Here is a 15,424-nt window from a genome sequence, read left to right as displayed (position 1 = left end):
TTCAAAGTATTGCGGCGCGGGCGCCGTGTCAAACCGTTTCGATCGCGAGTTCGCGTTCGTAGCCGAAACGTTACGAAGGCGTGATCGATCCGCCGCGGCACGGTCGCCGCGGCATGCGCGGACACGAACTCGGGCGCCCGTCGGCACCCCGAGCGCGAGCGCCCGGATCCGTGACCGCTAGGCCGGGGCGCGCGTCAGGGTCGCCTGGCCGACCACGCGAGACCCCTGGTAGACCACCAGCGACTGGCCCGCGGCGACGCCGCGGATCGGCTCCTCCAGCGCGACCGTGAGCCGTGCATCGTCCCGCGTCGCGACTCCCTGCACGGGTGCGCCGTGCGCGCGGACCTGCACCTCGACGGGGGTGGGCTCGAGGGCGGGGACGTCGTCCGCGAGCCACACCACGTCCTCCCCGACCAGGGTGCGCACGCTCAGCAGCGTCTCGGGCCCGACGGTGACCACGTTGCGCGCGGTGTCGACGCCCGTGACGTAGCGCGGGGCCCCGTCCGCGGCCGGCCGCGGGAGCCGCAGCCCCTTGCGCTGGCCCACGGTGAACGCGTAGGCGCCCTCGTGCGCGCCGACGACCTCGCCCGTCTCGTCGACGATGTCGCCGGGCCGCTCCCCCAGCTCGCGGGCGAGGAATCCCTTGGTGTCGCCGTCGGCGACGAAGCAGATGTCGTACGAGTCGGGCTTGTTCGACACCCCGAGCCCGCGCGCGACGGCCTCGGCCCGCACCTCGGCCTTCGACGCGACGGTGCCGAGCGGGAACATCGCCCTCGCGAGGCGCTCCTGCCCCATCACCGCAAGAACGTAGCTCTGATCCTTGGCGATGTCCGCGGCGCGGTGGAGCTCGCGCGAGCCGTCGTCGTGCACGTCAATGCGCGCGTAGTGGCCCGTGCAGACCGCGTCGAAGCCGAGCGCGATGCCCCGCTCGAGGAGCGTGTCGAACTTGATGTGCTCGTTGCAGCGCACGCACGGGTTGGGCGTGCGGCCCGCGGCGTACTCGCTGAGGAAGTCCTGGACCACCGTGTCGTGGAACTCGTCGCTGAGGTCCCACACGTAGTACGGGATGCCCAGCCTGTCGGCGGCACGGCGCGCATCGTTCGCGTCCTCGATGCTGCAGCACCCGCGCGATCCGGTGCGGTGCTCCGCGCGGCTGCGCGAGAGGGCCATGTGGACCCCGACGACGTCGTGGCCGGCGTCCTTGGCGCGCGCGGCCGCGACGGCGGAGTCGACCCCGCCGGACAGGGCGGCGAGCACGCGCATGGGGACCTCCTGGGGATGGACCCCACAAGTGTACGGGGGCGCCTGTGCCGGCCGGCTGTCCGCGTCCTGGCGGGACGTGGGTGCAGGATCCGAGCCGGATCCGACCCTCATGTCCCGCTGGAGCGCGAGGCGGGCCTCACCTGCGGCCGATGCGGCGCTCCAGCTCCGCGCCGTCGCGCTCCAGCGCGGTCACGAGCCCCTCGCGCCGGGCCGCGTCGACCCGGTGCGCCGCGAACGTCACCGCGATGGCCGCGACCGGCCAGCCCGCGTGATCGCGCACCGCGACCGCGACCGAGGCGAGGCCGGGCGTCACCTCACCGTCCTCCTGCGCGTGGCCGCGCCCCCGCGTCTCGCGCACCAGCTCCTTGAGCGCCCGATAGCTCGACGGCAGCCCGGGGGCGACGCCGGCGAAGGCATCGCGGCCGGGGTAGGTCGCGCGGATCTGCGCGTCGGGCAGGGCCGCGAGGATCGCGCGGCCCGTCGCGGTCGCGAGCGCAGGCAGGCGCACCCCGACGTCGGTGATGAGCGGCGGCCTGCGCGGCGCGCGCTCCTCCACCAGGTAGACCACGTCGCGCCCGCTCAGCACCGCGAGGTGCGCCGACTCCCCCACGCGGTCCACGAGGGCCGCGAGCACGGGAGCGCCGAGCCGCGCGAGCGGCTGCTGGCGCGAGAAGCCCGAGCTCAGCTCGTAGGCCGCGACGCCGAGTCCGTAGCGCCCCTCCTCCGGCAGGTGCACCACGTAGCCGTGATCGGTGAGCGCGGCGAGCTGGCGGTACAGCGACGCGCGGGGGATGTCGAGCGCGGCCGCGAGGGCGCCGGCGGTCACCGGACCACGCTGGCGGGCGAGGAAGGTGAGCAGCGCGAGCGCCTGATCGACGGCGGGCGCCGCGGACCGGCGCGGGACGGACGTTTCGGGCACGAGTCCAGTCTCACATATGAGACACGGGCCGTCGTCAACGGGCGGCACGCGCCTTCGCGCGGCGGTTCCATGGAGGCATGAGCACGCTCGACACCCTCACCACCGTCCGCGTCGGTCGCGACGCCATCAGCCTCGCCGACGTGGTCGCCGTCGCCCGCCACGATGCGCGCATCGAGATCACGCCGGACGCCCTCGCCGCCATGGCCGAGTCCCGCGCCGTCATCGACGCGCTCGCCGCCGACCCCGAGCCCCACTACGGCGTCTCGACCGGCTTCGGCGCCCTCGCCACGACCTTCATCGACCGCGACCGCCGCGCGCAGCTCCAGCTCAGCCTGGTGCGCTCGCACGCCGCGGGATCCGGCCCCGAGGTCGAGCGCGAGGTGGTCCGCGCGCTCGCCCTCCTGCGCCTGTCCACCCTGCTCACGGGCCGCACCGGCGCCCGCCCCGTGGTCGCCGAGACCTACGCGGCGATCCTCAACGCGGGCATCACGCCCATCGTCCACGAGTACGGCTCGCTGGGCTGCAGCGGCGACCTCGCCCCGCTGAGCCACGTCGCGCTCGCCGTGATCGGCGAGGGCCCGGTCCGCGACGCCGCCGGCACCCCGATGAACGCGCGCCACGCGCTCGCGGCCGCGGACATCACCCCGCTGCAGCTCGAGGAGAAGGAGGGCCTCGCCCTCATCAACGGCACCGACGGCATGCTCGGTCAGCTCGCGCTCGCCCTCGCGGACCTCGAGGTGCTCGTGAGCACGGCCGACGTCACCGCCGCGATGAGCGTCGAGGCGCTGCTCGGCTCCGACTCCCCGTTCGCGGCGGACCTCCAGGCGCTGCGCCCCCACCCGGGCATCGCCGCGGCCGCGGAGAACATGCGCCGCGTGCTCGCCGGCTCGCTCATCGTCGCCAGCCACCAGACGCCCGAGTGCACGCGCGTCCAGGACGCCTACTCGCTGCGCTGCGCGCCTCAGGTGAGCGGCGCGGTGCGCGACACCCTCACGCACGCCCGCACCGTCGCCGAGCGTGAGCTCGCCGCCGCGGTCGACAACCCCGTCGTCACCATCGACGGGCGCGTCGAGTCGAACGGCTCGTTCCACGGCGCCCCCGTCGCGTACGCGCTCGACTTCCTCGCGATCGCCGTCGCGGACCTCGCGAGCATGTCCGAGCGCCGCATCGACCGCATGCTCGACCCGGCCCGCAGCCACGGGCTCCCGCCGTTCCTCGCGCACGAGGTGGGCGTCGACTCGGGCCTCATGATCGCCCAGTACACCGCCGCGGGCGTGGTGAGCGAGATGAAGCGGCTCGCCGCCCCGGCCACGGTGGACTCGATCCCGTCCTCCGCGATGCAGGAGGACCACGTGTCGATGGGCTGGCACGCGGCGCGCAAGCTGCGCACCGCGGTCGACGGCCTGTCCCGCGTGCTCGGCATCGAGCTCATGACGGCCTCCCGGGCCCTCGCGCTGCGCGCACCGCTCGAGCCCTCCCCGGCCACCGGCGCCGCCGCCGCGACCCTCGCGACCGGAGCCGTCCCCGGACCCGACCGCTTCCTCTCCCCCGACATCGACGAGGCCGTCGACGCCGTCCGCACGGGCACCGTGCTGCGCGCCGTCGAGGACCGCATCGGCACCCTCCACCACGCCTAAGGAGCCCCTCATGACCGAGACCCCCATCCGCACCGTCCGCGCCGCGCGCGGCAGCGAGATCACCGCGAAGTCCTGGCAGACCGAGGCGCCGATGCGCATGCTCATGAACAACCTCGACCCCGAGGTCGCGGAGCGCCCCGAGGACCTGGTGGTCTACGGCGGCACCGGCCGCGCCGCGCGTAGCTGGGAGGCCTACGACGCCATCGTCGCGACGCTGCGTGATCTGGAGGCCGACGAGACCCTGCTGGTCCAGTCGGGCAAGCCCGTGGGCGTGTTCCGCACCCACGAGTGGGCGCCGCGCGTGCTCATCGCCAACTCGAACCTCGTGGGCGACTGGGCCACCTGGCCCGAGTTCCGCCGCCTCGAGGCCCAGGGCCTCACCATGTACGGCCAGATGACCGCGGGCTCGTGGATCTACATCGGCACCCAGGGCATCCTCCAGGGCACGTACGAGACGTTCGCCGCGGCGGCCCGCCAGCGCGCCGAGCGCGAGGGACGCGACCCGCGCACCGCCTCGCTCCAGGGCACCCTCACCCTCACCGGCGGCGCCGGCGGCATGGGCGGCGCGCAGCCGCTCGCCGTCACGCTCAACGAGGGTGCGTGCCTCATCGTCGACGTCGACGCAAGCCGCCTCGAGCGCCGCGTCGCGCACGGCTACCTCGACGTGGTCGCCTCCGACCTGGACGATGCGGTGGCCCAGGCGGTCGCGGCTCGCACCGAGGGCCGGGCCCTGTCGGTGGGCGTGGTCGGCAACGCGGCCGAGGTCTTCCCCGAGCTGCTGAAGCGCGGCGTGCCGATCGACCTGGTCACCGACCAGACCTCGGCCCACGACCCGCTGTCGTACCTCCCCCTCGGGTACACCGTCGAGGAGTGGCAGGCCCGCGCCGAGGCCGACCCGGAGGGCTTCACGCGCGACGCCCGTGCGGCGATGGCGAAGCACGTCGAGGCGATGGTCGGCTTCATGGACGCCGGCGCCGACGTCTTCGACTACGGCAACTCGATCCGCGCCGAGGCGGAGCTGGGCGGCTACGACCGCGCCTTCGCCTTCCCCGGCTTCGTGCCCGCGTACATCCGCCCGCAGTTCGAGGAGGGCCGCGGCCCGTTCCGCTGGGCCGCGCTCTCGGGCGACCCCGAGGACATCGCGAAGACCGACCGCGCGCTCATGGAGCTGTTCCCCGAGCACGAGTCGCTGCACCGCTGGCTCACGGCCGCGGGCGAGAAGGTCCACTACGAGGGCCTGCCGGCGCGCATCTGCTGGCTCGGCTACCAGGAGCGTCACCTCGCGGGCCTCAAGTTCAACGAGATGGTCGCGAGCGGCGAGCTGTCCGCGCCGATCGTCATCGGCCGCGACCACCTCGACTCCGGCTCGGTGGCCTCGCCCTACCGCGAGACCGAGGCGATGAAGGACGGCTCGGACGCGATCGCGGACTGGCCCCTGCTCAACGCGCTGCTCAACACCGCCTCGGGCGCGACCTGGGTGTCGCTGCACCACGGCGGCGGCGTCGGCATCGGCCGCTCGATCCACGCCGGCCAGGTCATCGTCGCCGACGGCACCGACCTCGCCGCCGAGAAGATCGCGCGCGTGCTGGTCAACGACCCGGGCACCGGCGTGATGCGCCACGTCGACGCGGGCTACGAGCACGCGAAGGACGTCGCGCGCGAGCGCGGCCTCCGCGTCCCGATGCTGGAGGCCTGATGACGGAGGTCCAGGCGCCCGCCGCCCTCGACGCCGTCGCCGCGCTGGCCGAGCTCGCCCCCGTCGGGGCGGACCCGGTCCGCGGCGGTTGGTCGCGCCACCTGCTCGACGACGCGGACCGCGACATGCGCGCGTGGTTCGTGCGCACCGCCGAGTCCCTGGGGCTGAGCGTCGAGACGGACGCCAACGCGAACCAGTGGGCGACCTGGGCGCCCGAGGGCGCCGCGGGCCGGGCGATCGCGACCGGCAGCCACCTCGACTCCGTTCCCGGCGGCGGCCCGCTCGACGGCCCGCTCGGCGTGGTCTCGGCGCTCGCCGCCGTGTCGCGCCTCATGGCCGAGGGCCACGTCCCGTCGCGCCCGATCCGGGTCGCGAACTTCGCCGAGGAGGAGGGCGCGCGCTTCGGCGTGCCCTGCCTCGGCTCGCAGCTGCTCGCCGGCGAGCTCGACACCGATCGCGTGCGCAGGCTCACCGACGTCGCCGGCACCACGTACGCCGAGGCGATGACCGCGGCGGGCCACGACCCGCAGGCGATCGGACGCGACGAGGACCGCCTGAGCGACCTCGCGCTGTACGTCGAGCTCCACGTCGAGCAGGGACGTCAGCTCGAGCCGCTCGGCGCGCCGGTCGGTCTCGCGACGAGCATCCTCGCGCACGGCCGCTGGCGGCTGACAGTCGCCGGCCGCGGCGACCACGCCGGCGCGACCGAGCTCGACTCGCGTCACGACCCGATGCTCGTCGCCGCCGCGGTGGTGCAGGCCGCCCGCGCCCGCGCGCTCGAGGCCTCCCCCGAGACGCGGTCGCGCGCCACGGTCGGCAAGATGCGCATCGTCCCCGGCGGCTCCAACGCCATCGCGTCCGAGGTGGCGCTGTGGCTCGACGCACGCGCCGAGCACGACCCCGACGTGCGCGCGCTCGTGGAGGCTGTGCTCGCGGACGCCCGCGAGGCCGCCACGGCCGAGGGGTGCACGGTCGAGGTCGCCGAGGAGTCCTTCTCGACGCGCGTCGGATTCGACGTCCCCCTGACCGACCGGATGGCCGCCGCGCTCGAGCCTGGCTTCGGCGAGGTGCCGCGCATCCCCACGGGCGCGGGACACGATGCGGGCATCCTGTCCGCGCACCTGCCCGCCGCGATGCTCTTCGTGCGCAACCCCGACGGCGTCTCGCACTCGCCGCACGAGGGCGCGTCCGACGAGGACATCCGCGCCGGCGTGGACGCGCTCACCGCGGTGCTGCGCGACCTGACGGGGCCCTCCGCGTGAGGGTCGCGTGCGAGAGGCTCGTCACCCGTGACGAGGTGCTCGCGCATGCGGTGATCGACCTCGACGATGCCGGACGGGTGGTGAGCATCGAGCGGGACCGTCCCGGCGCCCGCGCCGACCGCACCCTCGCGCTCGCGATCCCCGGTCTCGCCAACACCCACAGCCATGCGTTCCACCGCCTGCTGCGCGGCCGCACGCATGCGGGCGGCGGCGATTTCTGGCGCTGGCGCGACACGATGTACCGGGTCGCGGAGTCGCTCGACCCCGACCGGATGCGCGCCGTGGCGACGGCCGTCTACTCCGAGATGGTCGCCGCCGGGTACACCGCGGTGGGCGAGTTCCACTACCTCCACCACGGCCCGGGCGGGCTGCCCTATGCGGGGCACGCGATGGAGGTCGCGCTCGCCGATGCCGCCGAGGCAGCCGGCATCCGCCTCACCCTGCTCGACACCGTGTACCTGCGCGCGGGCTTCGGGCGCGCCCCCGAGGGCGCCCAGATCCGCTACTCGGACGGCACCGCCGAGCGCTGGCTCGAGCGGTGGCACAGCGTGCGCGACGCGCTCGCGACCTCGCACCCCGAGGTCACGGTCGGCGCGGCCATCCACTCGGTGCGCGCCGTCGCCCCCGACGACCTGGGCCTCGCGGTCGGCGGGCTGCCCGCGGATGTCCCGCTCCACGTGCACCTGTCGGAGCAGCCGGCGGAGAACGCCGACTGCGTGGGCGCGACGGGCATGACGCCCACGGTGCTGCTCGACCTCAGCGGCGCTCTGTCGCCTCGGACCACCGTGGTCCACGCGACCCACCTCACCGACGCGGACGTCTCCCGCCTGGGCGCCGCGCGCGTGAGCGTGTCGATGTGCCCCACCACGGAGGCGGACCTGGGCGACGGGCTCGGGCACTCCGAGGAGCTCCACGCCGCGGGCGCCCGGCTCACCGTCGGCTCCGACCAGAACGTGGTGATCGACCCCTTCGACGAGCTCCGCAGGCTCGAGGGCGGCGCCAGGCTCGCCTCGGGCCGCCGCGGCGTGCTTCCGACGCCCGTGCTGTGGGACGCCGCGACCACGGCGGGCCACGCGTCGCTGCGGCCTGACGACCCGACGGGCATCAGGCCGGGCGACCAGCTCGACCTGCTCGCGATCGCGCCGCGCTCTCCGCGGCTCGCGGGCGCCCGACCGCAGGAGCTGCTCACCACGGCGGCGGCGGACGACGTGACCGCGAGCATCGTCCGCGGCAGCTACCAGGAGTCCTCCGCGCTGCGCGAGCGCGCGTGGGACGCGTTCGAGGAGGCCTCCCATGCCCGCTGAGGCGATCGTCAACATCGGCATGCTCGCGACGATGCACGACGGCGAGGGCGTCATGGGCGTCCTGCGAGACGCCGCCGTGGTCGTCGACGGCGGCCGCATCGCGTGGGTGGGACCGTCCACGGCGGCGCCCGCGGCCGACACCGTGACCGATGCGGGCGGCGCCGCGGTGATCCCCGGCTTCGTCGACTCGCACACGCACGCCGTGTTCGGCGGGGACCGGACCGCGGAGTTCGACGCGCGCATGTCCGGCGCTAAGTACACCGCGGGCGGGATCCGCTCGACCGTCGCGGCGACCCGGGCGGCGAGCACCGAGGAGCTCGCGGAGCGGACGCAGGCCCTTCTCACCGAGGCGCTGCGCCAGGGCACCACCACCGCCGAGATCAAGAGCGGCTACGGGCTCGACGTCGCCACCGAGCGCCGGCTGCTCGAGGTGGCCGCGCGCTTCACCGACGAGGTGACGTTCCTCGGCGCCCACGTGGTCGCGCCCGAGATGGCGGACCGCCGCGGCGAGTACGTCGACCTGGTCGCGGGGACGATGCTCGAGGCCGCCGCTCCCCTGTCCCGGTGGATCGACGTCTTCTGCGAGGAGGGCGCGTTCGACGTCGAGGAGACCCGGCGCATCCTCGCCGCGGGCCGCGACGCCGGGCTGGGTCTGCGCCTTCACGCGAACCAGCTGACGATGTCCGGCGCGGCCGCGCTGGGCGTCGAGATGGGCGCCGCGAGCATCGACCACTGCACGTTCCTCTCGGACGCGGACGTGGACGCGCTCGCCGGCTCGGACACCGTCGCGACCTTCGTGCCGGGCGCCGAGTTCTCGACGCGCCAGCCGTACCCGCGTATCGAGCGGCTGCGCGACGCGGGCGTCACCTGGGCGATCGCGTCCGACTGCAACCCTGGCTCCTCGTACACGACCAGCATGCCGTTCTGCATCGCGCTCGCCGTGCGGGACATGGGGATGACCCCGGGCGAGGCCGTGCGCGCCGCGACCCTCGGCGGCGCGCAGGCGCTGCGTCGCGAGGACGTCGGCCGCATCGCCGTGGGCGCCCGCGCGGACCTGGTGATGCTCGACGCCCCCGACCCGGTGCAGCTGTCCTACCGCCCGGGCGTGCCGCTGGTCGACCGCGTCTGGCGCGACGGCATCGAGACGCGGGAGTGGGCACCGCTCGGCTGACCCCGGCTCTCGCCCTCGCCTCCGACCGCCCTCCCGACCGTCCTCCACACAAAGGCGGCCGATCTGCGTGCAGATGGTGCAACTCTCGGCACATCACCCCTGGTGACGTGCCGAGAGTTGCAGAATCCGTGTGGAGCAGGGCAACGCGTGCACCGCGGCGGCGGCGCGGGGAGGCGCCGGGACGCACTCAGCCGAGCAGACGCTCCTTGAGCGCCTCGATGTCCTCCGCGGTGCCGCCGTGCGCGAGGAACCAGGCCTCCGCTCCCCCGGCGGCGGCCCACGTGTCCAGCACCGACCCGATCGCGGGCGCCGGAGCGGTGATCATCTCCGCGGGGATCTGCGTCGGGTCGACGCCCTCGGGCAGCCCGGGCGTCGCGCCGCCCCACGCGGCCGCCATGCGGGCCAGGACGCCGCGCATGTTGGCGGACGTCGCGACGTAGTCCGCGACGATGTGCTCGCGCTCGACGCCCACGAGGCTCAGCACCAGCGCGACCGAGACGCCCGTGCGGTCCTTGCCCGCCGAGCAGTGCACCAGCACAGGCCCCGGCTCGGTGGCCATCGCGGCCACCACGCGGGCGACGGTGCGACCCGGCTCGCCGGTGATCATGCCCTGGTAGAGCTCCACGAGCGTCACGCCCGCGTGCGAGGCGTCGAGCGCCGCCTCGGCGAGCACCGGCATCGCGTGGACGCGCGCCGACTCCGCGAACGGATGCCCGCCCCGGGACTCGCGCGCGTCGCGGAGGTCCACGACGGTGGCGGGCGGCCACGGGGAGAGCCCCTCGGGCGCATCGTCCCCCGCGAGCGGCGCGTCCGAGCGGAACAGCCGCCCCGGGCGCAGCCCCGGAGCCGCGTGGGCGACATCGCGGGCGTTGGCGAGCGCGGTGAGCGTCTCGGCGGTCATGCGAACCTCTTTCCTCCGCGGGGATCTCGAGCGCGGCGATCACGTCGAGAGCGCCCCGCAGGTCGTCTAGATGAATCAGGTGCGATGCACGCTAGGGAGCCCGGCGGAACATCCGGTGACGCCCAGGTGAACTCCCGGTGACGCGCAACATTCATCTAGATGAATACTGCCGCGCCTGCCTACGCTGAGGCTATGCCGGTCGACCGTTCGCTGCCCATCCCCCTGCATGTGCAGGTCGAGGAGCTGCTGCTGTCCGACCTCGACGCGGGGACGTGGCAGCCGGGAGAGCGCCTCCCCGCCGAGCCCGTGCTGGCGGCGCGCTTCGGAGTCAACCGCCTCACCGTGCGCGAGGCGATCGCGTCGCTGCGGCGCACCGGCCGCGTGGTCGCACGCCAGGGCTCGGGCACGTTCGTCGCCACGCCGCCGCTGCGGATCGACCTCGACGCGGCCGGGCGCCCCGCGGGCGATGCCGCGCGCACGGCGATGGCCACGTTCCGAGAGCCCGTGCTCGACGTCCGCCGGACGCGCCTGACCGGAGAGGCGCGCACCGAGCTGGGCGTCGACGAGGGCCTGGAGATCGAGACGCTCGCGCTGCTCTCGGACGCTCCCGTGATGCACACCGTCTACTCCATCGCGAGCGCCGCGACCGCGGATGAGGCGAGGGCGCAGCTCGACGGCCCGTGGCTGCCGGATCGCTTCGAGGCGCTCGTCGGCACCTCGCTGCGCAGCGCCTGGCGGGCCTTCGACGCGGTCCCGGCGCGTCGGCACGAGGCCGCGCTGCTCGACGTCGAACCCGGGTCCCCGATCCTGCGCCGCAGCGGCGTCAACGTCGATGCGGACGGCGTCGCACGCACCTTCCATGTGCGCGCCTACCGCTCGGACCGGCTGCGGATCGTCCTTCGCGACTAGCGCGCCGACGCCGCGCGCGCCCGCGCGACGGCGTCGGGCAGGGCCGCCACCAGCGCGTCGACGTCCTCGGCCGTCGACGTGCGCCCGAGGCTGAGGCGCAGAGTGCATGCCGCATCGTCCTCGCTCCAGCCCATCGCGATCGCGACGTGGCTCGACTGCACCACGCCGGCGGTGCAGGCGGAGCCCGAGCTCGCGGCGATGCCGGCAGCGTCGAGGAGGAACAGCAGCGGCTCGGCGCGGACCTCCGGGATCACCAGGTGGACGATGCCCGGGAGGCGCTGCGCGGGGTCGCGCGGCCCGGTAGCGGTCGCCCCCGGCACGGCGTCCAACGCCGCGGCCCGCACGCGGGCGACGAGCCTGTCGCGCAGCGCCTCGAGACGCGTGCGCTCGGCGGCGCGCTCCTCGACCGTCTCCGCGAGCGCCGCCGCGAAGGCCGCCGCCCCGGGCGCGTCGAGCGTGCCCGAACGGACCGAGCGCTGCTGCCCTCCCCCGTGCGCGACGGGCGCGAGCGGCAGCCCGCGACGCGCGACGAGCGCGCCGACCCCGACGGGACCGCCCAGCTTGTGCGCGGACACGGTCATGGCGTCGACGCCGGAGCGGTGGAAGTGCACGTCGAGGTACGGGACGGCCTGCACGGCGTCGGTGTGGACCGGCACGCCGAGCGCCGCGGCCGCGTCGACCGCCGCGCCGAGCGGCTGGACCGCGCCGACCTCGTTGTTCGCCCACATGAGGCTCACCAGCGACGTCTCCGCGGTGATCGCGTCCGCGAGCGCGGACGTCTCCACCCGGCCCGCGGGGTCCACTGGCAGCTCGACCAGGTCCGCGTCCTCGTGCGCCGCGAGCCAGCGCGCCGGGTCGAGCACGGCGTGGTGCTCGACCGCCGACACCACGAGGCGACGCCGCTCGGGATCCTCGGCGACGCGACCCCAGTGCAGCCCCTTGACCGCGAGGTTGTCGGCCTCCGTCCCTCCCGAGGTGAGGATCACCTCGGGGGCGTCCGCGCCGAGCGCGGCGGCGATGCTCTCGCGCGCGTCCTCGACGATGGCGCGGGCGCGCCTGCCGGCCGCGTGAAGCGATGAGGGGTTGCCGACCTCCTCGCTCGCGGCGAGCCACGCGTCGCGGGCGCTCGCGCGCAGCGGCGTGGTCGCCGCATGGTCGAGGTAGGTCACGCGCCCAGTCTAAGAACGGGGCGCGACACGACCGAGCGGCCCCCGGGCGCGTCGCGCGGGGGCCGCCGGGTGCGTGGCGGATCAGCCGACCGAGCAGCGCTCACCGTTGAGGGTGAAGGCCGTGACGTCCTCGGGGCCCGCCTGCGACGTGCCCAGGAAGCCGAGCGTGGTGCCGAGGCTCTTCTTCTTGCCCTTGACCTCGCTCACCGGCGCGAGGACCGAGTTCCACGGCATCGCGTCGACCGTCACCGCGGCGCCGTCCTGCGCCACCGTGCCGCCCCAGAGGGAGGACACCTCCTCGTCGCCGGCGAAGTCCCAGCCGAGCTGCCAGCCGTCGATGGGCTCGTCGGAGACGTTGCGGATCCACAGCTGCGAGATGAACCCGCCGGGCCACGTCCCGTTCACCGCGTAGCTCACCTCGCACACGGGCGTGTCGAGGTCGAGCCCGAGCACCACCGGGTCGTGGTCCGAGGTGCGGTACCAGTCGGGCGCGTACAGCGACTCGACCAGGGCGGAGGGCTTGTAGCGGGTGGTGTAGTCGAGGATGCTCGGCTCGTCCGCGTTGATGTGGACATGCGCCGAACCGGTCACCTGCGCCGCGAGCGACGGCGACGCGAAGGTGTAGTCGAGCGAGCCCCACTGGCCGGAGAAGACGTACGAGTAGTCGCCGCCGCCCAGCTCGACGTAGCCCGCCTCGCGGAGCACGTCGATCGGGTCCTCCATGCCGTAGGAGTTGAGGTCGCCGATGACCAGCGCATCGGCGTCGTGCGCGTCGGTCGGGTCGGAGGCCAGCCAGTCGACCAGCGCCTCGGCCGCGAGGGTCCGGGACTCGTTCCAGCAGCCCGCGCCGTCGCCCTGGTCCGCGTCGGCCCCGCTCGACTCCGAGCAGCCCTTCGACTTGAGGTGGTTGGTCACCACCGTGAACGCCGCATCGTCCTCGGTCACGAACGTCTGCGCGAGCGACGGGCGGTTGCGGGTGTCGTCGAAGCGCGCGTCGACGGTCGAGTCGAGGACCGCGAAGTCGCCCAGCTCGCTCACCACCGCGGAGTCGTAGAGGATGCCGACGCGGATGACGTCGGTGCCGATGGTGCCGGTGTCGACGTACGACCACGTGTCGGTGCCGAGGTACGCGTTGAGCTGCTCCGCGAGGTACGCGAGCGGCTCGACCCCCGTGGTGTTCTCCATCTCCATGATCCCGATGACGTCCGCGTCGAGGCCCGCGAGCGCCGCGACGAGCTTGTCGGTCTGACGCTCGAGCTCGGTGGCGTTCCAGGCACCGCGGCAGTCGTTCTCGGATCCCACCGGCCCGCACTGGTTGTCGCCGGCGTCGAGGGTGAGGAAGTAGTTGAGGACGTTGAAGCTCGCGACCTGGACGTCGCCGCCCACGTCGGGGACCTCGGTCGGCCGCGCGTTGACCGCCTCGAAGGCGGGGAGCGCGTCGACGGGGCGCACGCGCCACGCGTTCGAGCTCGAGTAGTAGCCGTCGTAGCCGAACGTCATCACGCCGGTGAGGCCGGTGATGGTGTCGCCGCCGCGCAGGGTGTTCTCCGCGCTGAGCGGGTCGCCTCCGCGCCCCATGAGCACGTCGGGGTTCTGGGCGTTCGTGGCGTCGTCGACGATGACCGTGCGGAGGTTGTTGGCCTCCTGAAGGGCGATCGCGTCCGCGCCGGGCTCGACCACCGCGGTGGGCTGGTCGAGGCGTCCGCCCGAGGAGACCGTGACCTCGCCGAAGCGACCCAGCTCGTACAGCTCGGTGACGGTGAGGGTCTGCGCGAACTCGACGAGCATGCCCTCGTAGCGCTCGGCCTCGTCGGCGTCCGCGAAGGGCAGGGAGACCGCCGCCGGGGTGACGGTCAGGCCCGAATCCAGGACCGTCAGCGCCGAGGGGTAGCCCAGCTGGGTCTGGCCGAAGCGCTCGGCCACCGTGCCGGTCACGGAGACGAGGTCGCCGACCTCCACCGTGTCGGAGCTGCCGTGGTAGACGAAGATCGCCTCGGAGGTGGACGGATCGGCGTCCGCGTCAGCGTCCTCCTCCTGGACGTAGAAGCCGCGCAGCGTCGGGCTGGGACCCTCGTAGTCGCCGACCACGACGCCCTCGATGGTCACCGTCTCGCCGACCATGGCGGCCGTGTCCTCGGTGCCCTGGACGTCGTGGATGAGCGTGGGGCCGTCCGCGACCGTGAAGCCGATGACCGCATCGGCCTCCATGGCGTCCGGCGGGTCGGTCTCGTCGAGGTCGGTGACCGCGGCCGCGGTCACCGTGAGGACGCAGACGGCGCCCGCGGCGAGCTCCGTCTCCGGCGCGACCGTCCACGTGGTCGGTCCGCCCGTGACGGCGGCCGGCACCGTGGCGTCGTCGCACACGAGGGCGAAGGCGCCCTCGGCCGCGACGGGCTCGGTGAAGGTGACGGTGAGCTCCGCGGCGGCGTTGACGCCCGTGGCACCGTCCTCCGGGGAGGACGAGGCGAGCGCGGGCGCCGCATCGTCCACCGGACCGCCGTCGCAGCTCGCGGTGTGCGTGCCGAGGCCGTCGACCGTGTTGCTCGCGTAGGAGTCCCAGTCGCCGGCGGAGTACGCGGCGGCGCCCGCGCAGATGCTCTCGAGGCGGCGCAGGGTGACGTTCGCGCCCCAGTTCGAGTCGTCCCCGACGGTGCCGAGGACGTCGATCGTGGCGCCGTCGTGCGTGAGGAGGACGGCGTCGTTGCCGTTCCAGGCCACCGAGCCGGTGGTGAGGTCCGCGAGCGCCGCGACGTCGTTGGTGCTGCTGGTGGTGCTGCTCGCGACCACGAAGACGTCGCCGGGCTCGAGCGTGCCGCTGAGCTCGATCGTCGTATAGGGGTCCGTGCTGCCGTTGTGGTACGGCACGACCGCGTAGTCGGCGAGGTCCACCGCGGCTCCGGTGCCGTTGAAGATCTCGACCGCCTTGTTGAAGCCGGAGCCCTCGACGTACTCCGAGATGAAGAGGTCCGGCGCGGCCGCGGAGGCCGGCGCGGAGACGACGGCCGTCGCGGCGAGCGCGAGGACCAGCGGCGGGACGATGGTGCGGCGTTGCATGGGGGCTCCCTGGTGCGGTGACGTGACCCTGCCACCGTAGGGAATGCACACCTTTGTCCAGTTTGCCGCGCTGTGAACATCCCGTGAAGCGTCGGTTACCTGGGGGACGATGCGCGCCGGACGCACGACGGGGCCGGGC

Annotated in this window: 11 protein-coding genes; 6 read left to right on the top strand and 5 right to left on the bottom strand. The window is 74.3% G+C overall.

Annotation, left to right across the window (positions count from 1 at the left end; translation table 11 throughout):
• Positions 1–177 precede the first annotated feature (177 nt).
• Both mnmA and TR42_RS06085 read right to left on the bottom strand, forming a co-directional pair.
• Positions 178–1,263 (bottom strand): tRNA 2-thiouridine(34) synthase MnmA, encoded by a 1,086-nt coding sequence (gene mnmA / locus TR42_RS06090; protein WP_042214032.1) that lies wholly within the window; start codon positions 1,261–1,263, stop codon positions 178–180.
• Between the two features lie 136 nt (positions 1,264–1,399).
• The gene (locus TR42_RS06085) at positions 1,400–2,182 is read right to left on the bottom strand and encodes an IclR family transcriptional regulator (protein WP_042214030.1); all 783 of its coding nucleotides are present in this window, start codon (positions 2,180–2,182) and stop codon (positions 1,400–1,402) included.
• Between the two features lie 77 nt (positions 2,183–2,259).
• On the opposite strand from TR42_RS06085, the gene hutH reads away from it, so the two are divergent.
• Genes hutH through hutI form a run of 5 tightly spaced genes read left to right on the top strand, consistent with a single transcriptional unit; the run spans position 2,260 to position 9,252 of the window.
• A complete protein-coding gene (gene hutH / locus TR42_RS06080) occupies positions 2,260–3,819 on the top strand; it encodes a histidine ammonia-lyase (protein WP_042214029.1) in 1,560 nt (519 codons plus the stop codon).
• Positions 3,820–3,829: 10 nt separating this feature from the next.
• The gene (gene hutU, locus TR42_RS06075) at positions 3,830–5,515 is read left to right on the top strand and encodes a urocanate hydratase (protein ID WP_042214027.1); all 1,686 of its coding nucleotides are present in this window, start codon (positions 3,830–3,832) and stop codon (positions 5,513–5,515) included.
• Positions 5,515–6,777 (top strand): allantoate amidohydrolase, encoded by a 1,263-nt coding sequence (locus tag TR42_RS06070; RefSeq protein WP_042214025.1) that lies wholly within the window; start codon positions 5,515–5,517, stop codon positions 6,775–6,777. The genes hutU and TR42_RS06070 overlap by 1 nt, the downstream gene beginning before the upstream one ends.
• Complete coding sequence (locus tag TR42_RS06065) at positions 6,774–8,081, top strand: formimidoylglutamate deiminase (protein ID WP_052405686.1); 1,308 nt, start codon at positions 6,774–6,776, stop codon at positions 8,079–8,081. Before TR42_RS06070 ends, TR42_RS06065 begins: the two co-directional genes overlap by 4 nt.
• Entirely contained in the window at positions 8,071–9,252 is a 1,182-nt protein-coding gene (gene hutI, locus TR42_RS06060; protein ID WP_042214023.1) for an imidazolonepropionase, read from the top strand. The genes TR42_RS06065 and hutI overlap by 11 nt, the downstream gene beginning before the upstream one ends.
• Positions 9,253–9,439: 187 nt before the next feature.
• Here the strand turns inward: hutI and TR42_RS06055 are convergent, their stop codons facing one another.
• The gene (locus TR42_RS06055) at positions 9,440–10,153 is read right to left on the bottom strand and encodes a tyrosine-protein phosphatase (protein WP_042214021.1); all 714 of its coding nucleotides are present in this window, start codon (positions 10,151–10,153) and stop codon (positions 9,440–9,442) included.
• A 192-nt stretch (positions 10,154–10,345) separates the two neighbouring features.
• Between TR42_RS06055 and TR42_RS06050 the strand changes: the two genes are divergently transcribed.
• Complete coding sequence (locus TR42_RS06050) at positions 10,346–11,062, top strand: GntR family transcriptional regulator (protein WP_042214019.1); 717 nt, start codon at positions 10,346–10,348, stop codon at positions 11,060–11,062.
• Here the strand turns inward: TR42_RS06050 and TR42_RS06045 are convergent.
• Together TR42_RS06045 and TR42_RS14595 are read right to left on the bottom strand one after the other, a co-directional pair.
• Entirely contained in the window at positions 11,059–12,231 is a 1,173-nt protein-coding gene (locus TR42_RS06045) for a cysteine desulfurase family protein (protein WP_042214018.1), read from the bottom strand. The two genes, TR42_RS06050 and TR42_RS06045, sit on opposite strands and share 4 nt — an antisense overlap.
• Before the next feature lie 81 nt (positions 12,232–12,312).
• Positions 12,313–15,285 carry an ExeM/NucH family extracellular endonuclease gene (locus TR42_RS14595; protein ID WP_074789241.1) on the bottom strand — a complete coding sequence of 991 codons (2,973 nt, stop codon included), beginning with the start codon at positions 15,283–15,285 and terminating at the stop codon, positions 12,313–12,315.
• Positions 15,286–15,424 lie beyond the last annotated feature (139 nt).

The sequence above is a fragment of the Demequina mangrovi genome (genome assembly GCF_000759715.1).
GTDB classification, from domain to species: domain Bacteria; phylum Actinomycetota; class Actinomycetes; order Actinomycetales; family Demequinaceae; genus Demequina; species Demequina mangrovi.
This window is presented reverse-complemented; position numbering and strand designations above follow the sequence as displayed.

Excerpts from the sequence above, each read along its gene's own strand:
- hutH (WP_042214029.1), top strand. The coding sequence starts at position 2,260 with ATGAGCACGCTCGACACCCTCACCACCGTCCGCGTCGGTCGCGACGCC.
- hutI (WP_042214023.1), top strand. The coding sequence starts at position 8,071 with ATGCCCGCTGAGGCGATCGTCAACATCGGCATGCTCGCGACGATGCAC.
- TR42_RS06055 (WP_042214021.1), bottom strand. The coding sequence starts at position 10,153 with ATGACCGCCGAGACGCTCACCGCGCTCGCCAACGCCCGCGATGTCGCC.
- mnmA (WP_042214032.1), bottom strand. The coding sequence starts at position 1,263 with ATGCGCGTGCTCGCCGCCCTGTCCGGCGGGGTCGACTCCGCCGTCGCG.
- TR42_RS06070 (WP_042214025.1), top strand. The coding sequence starts at position 5,515 with ATGACGGAGGTCCAGGCGCCCGCCGCCCTCGACGCCGTCGCCGCGCTG.
- TR42_RS14595 (WP_074789241.1), bottom strand. The coding sequence starts at position 15,285 with ATGCAACGCCGCACCATCGTCCCGCCGCTGGTCCTCGCGCTCGCCGCG.
- TR42_RS06050 (WP_042214019.1), top strand. The coding sequence starts at position 10,346 with ATGCCGGTCGACCGTTCGCTGCCCATCCCCCTGCATGTGCAGGTCGAG.
- hutU (WP_042214027.1), top strand. The coding sequence starts at position 3,830 with ATGACCGAGACCCCCATCCGCACCGTCCGCGCCGCGCGCGGCAGCGAG.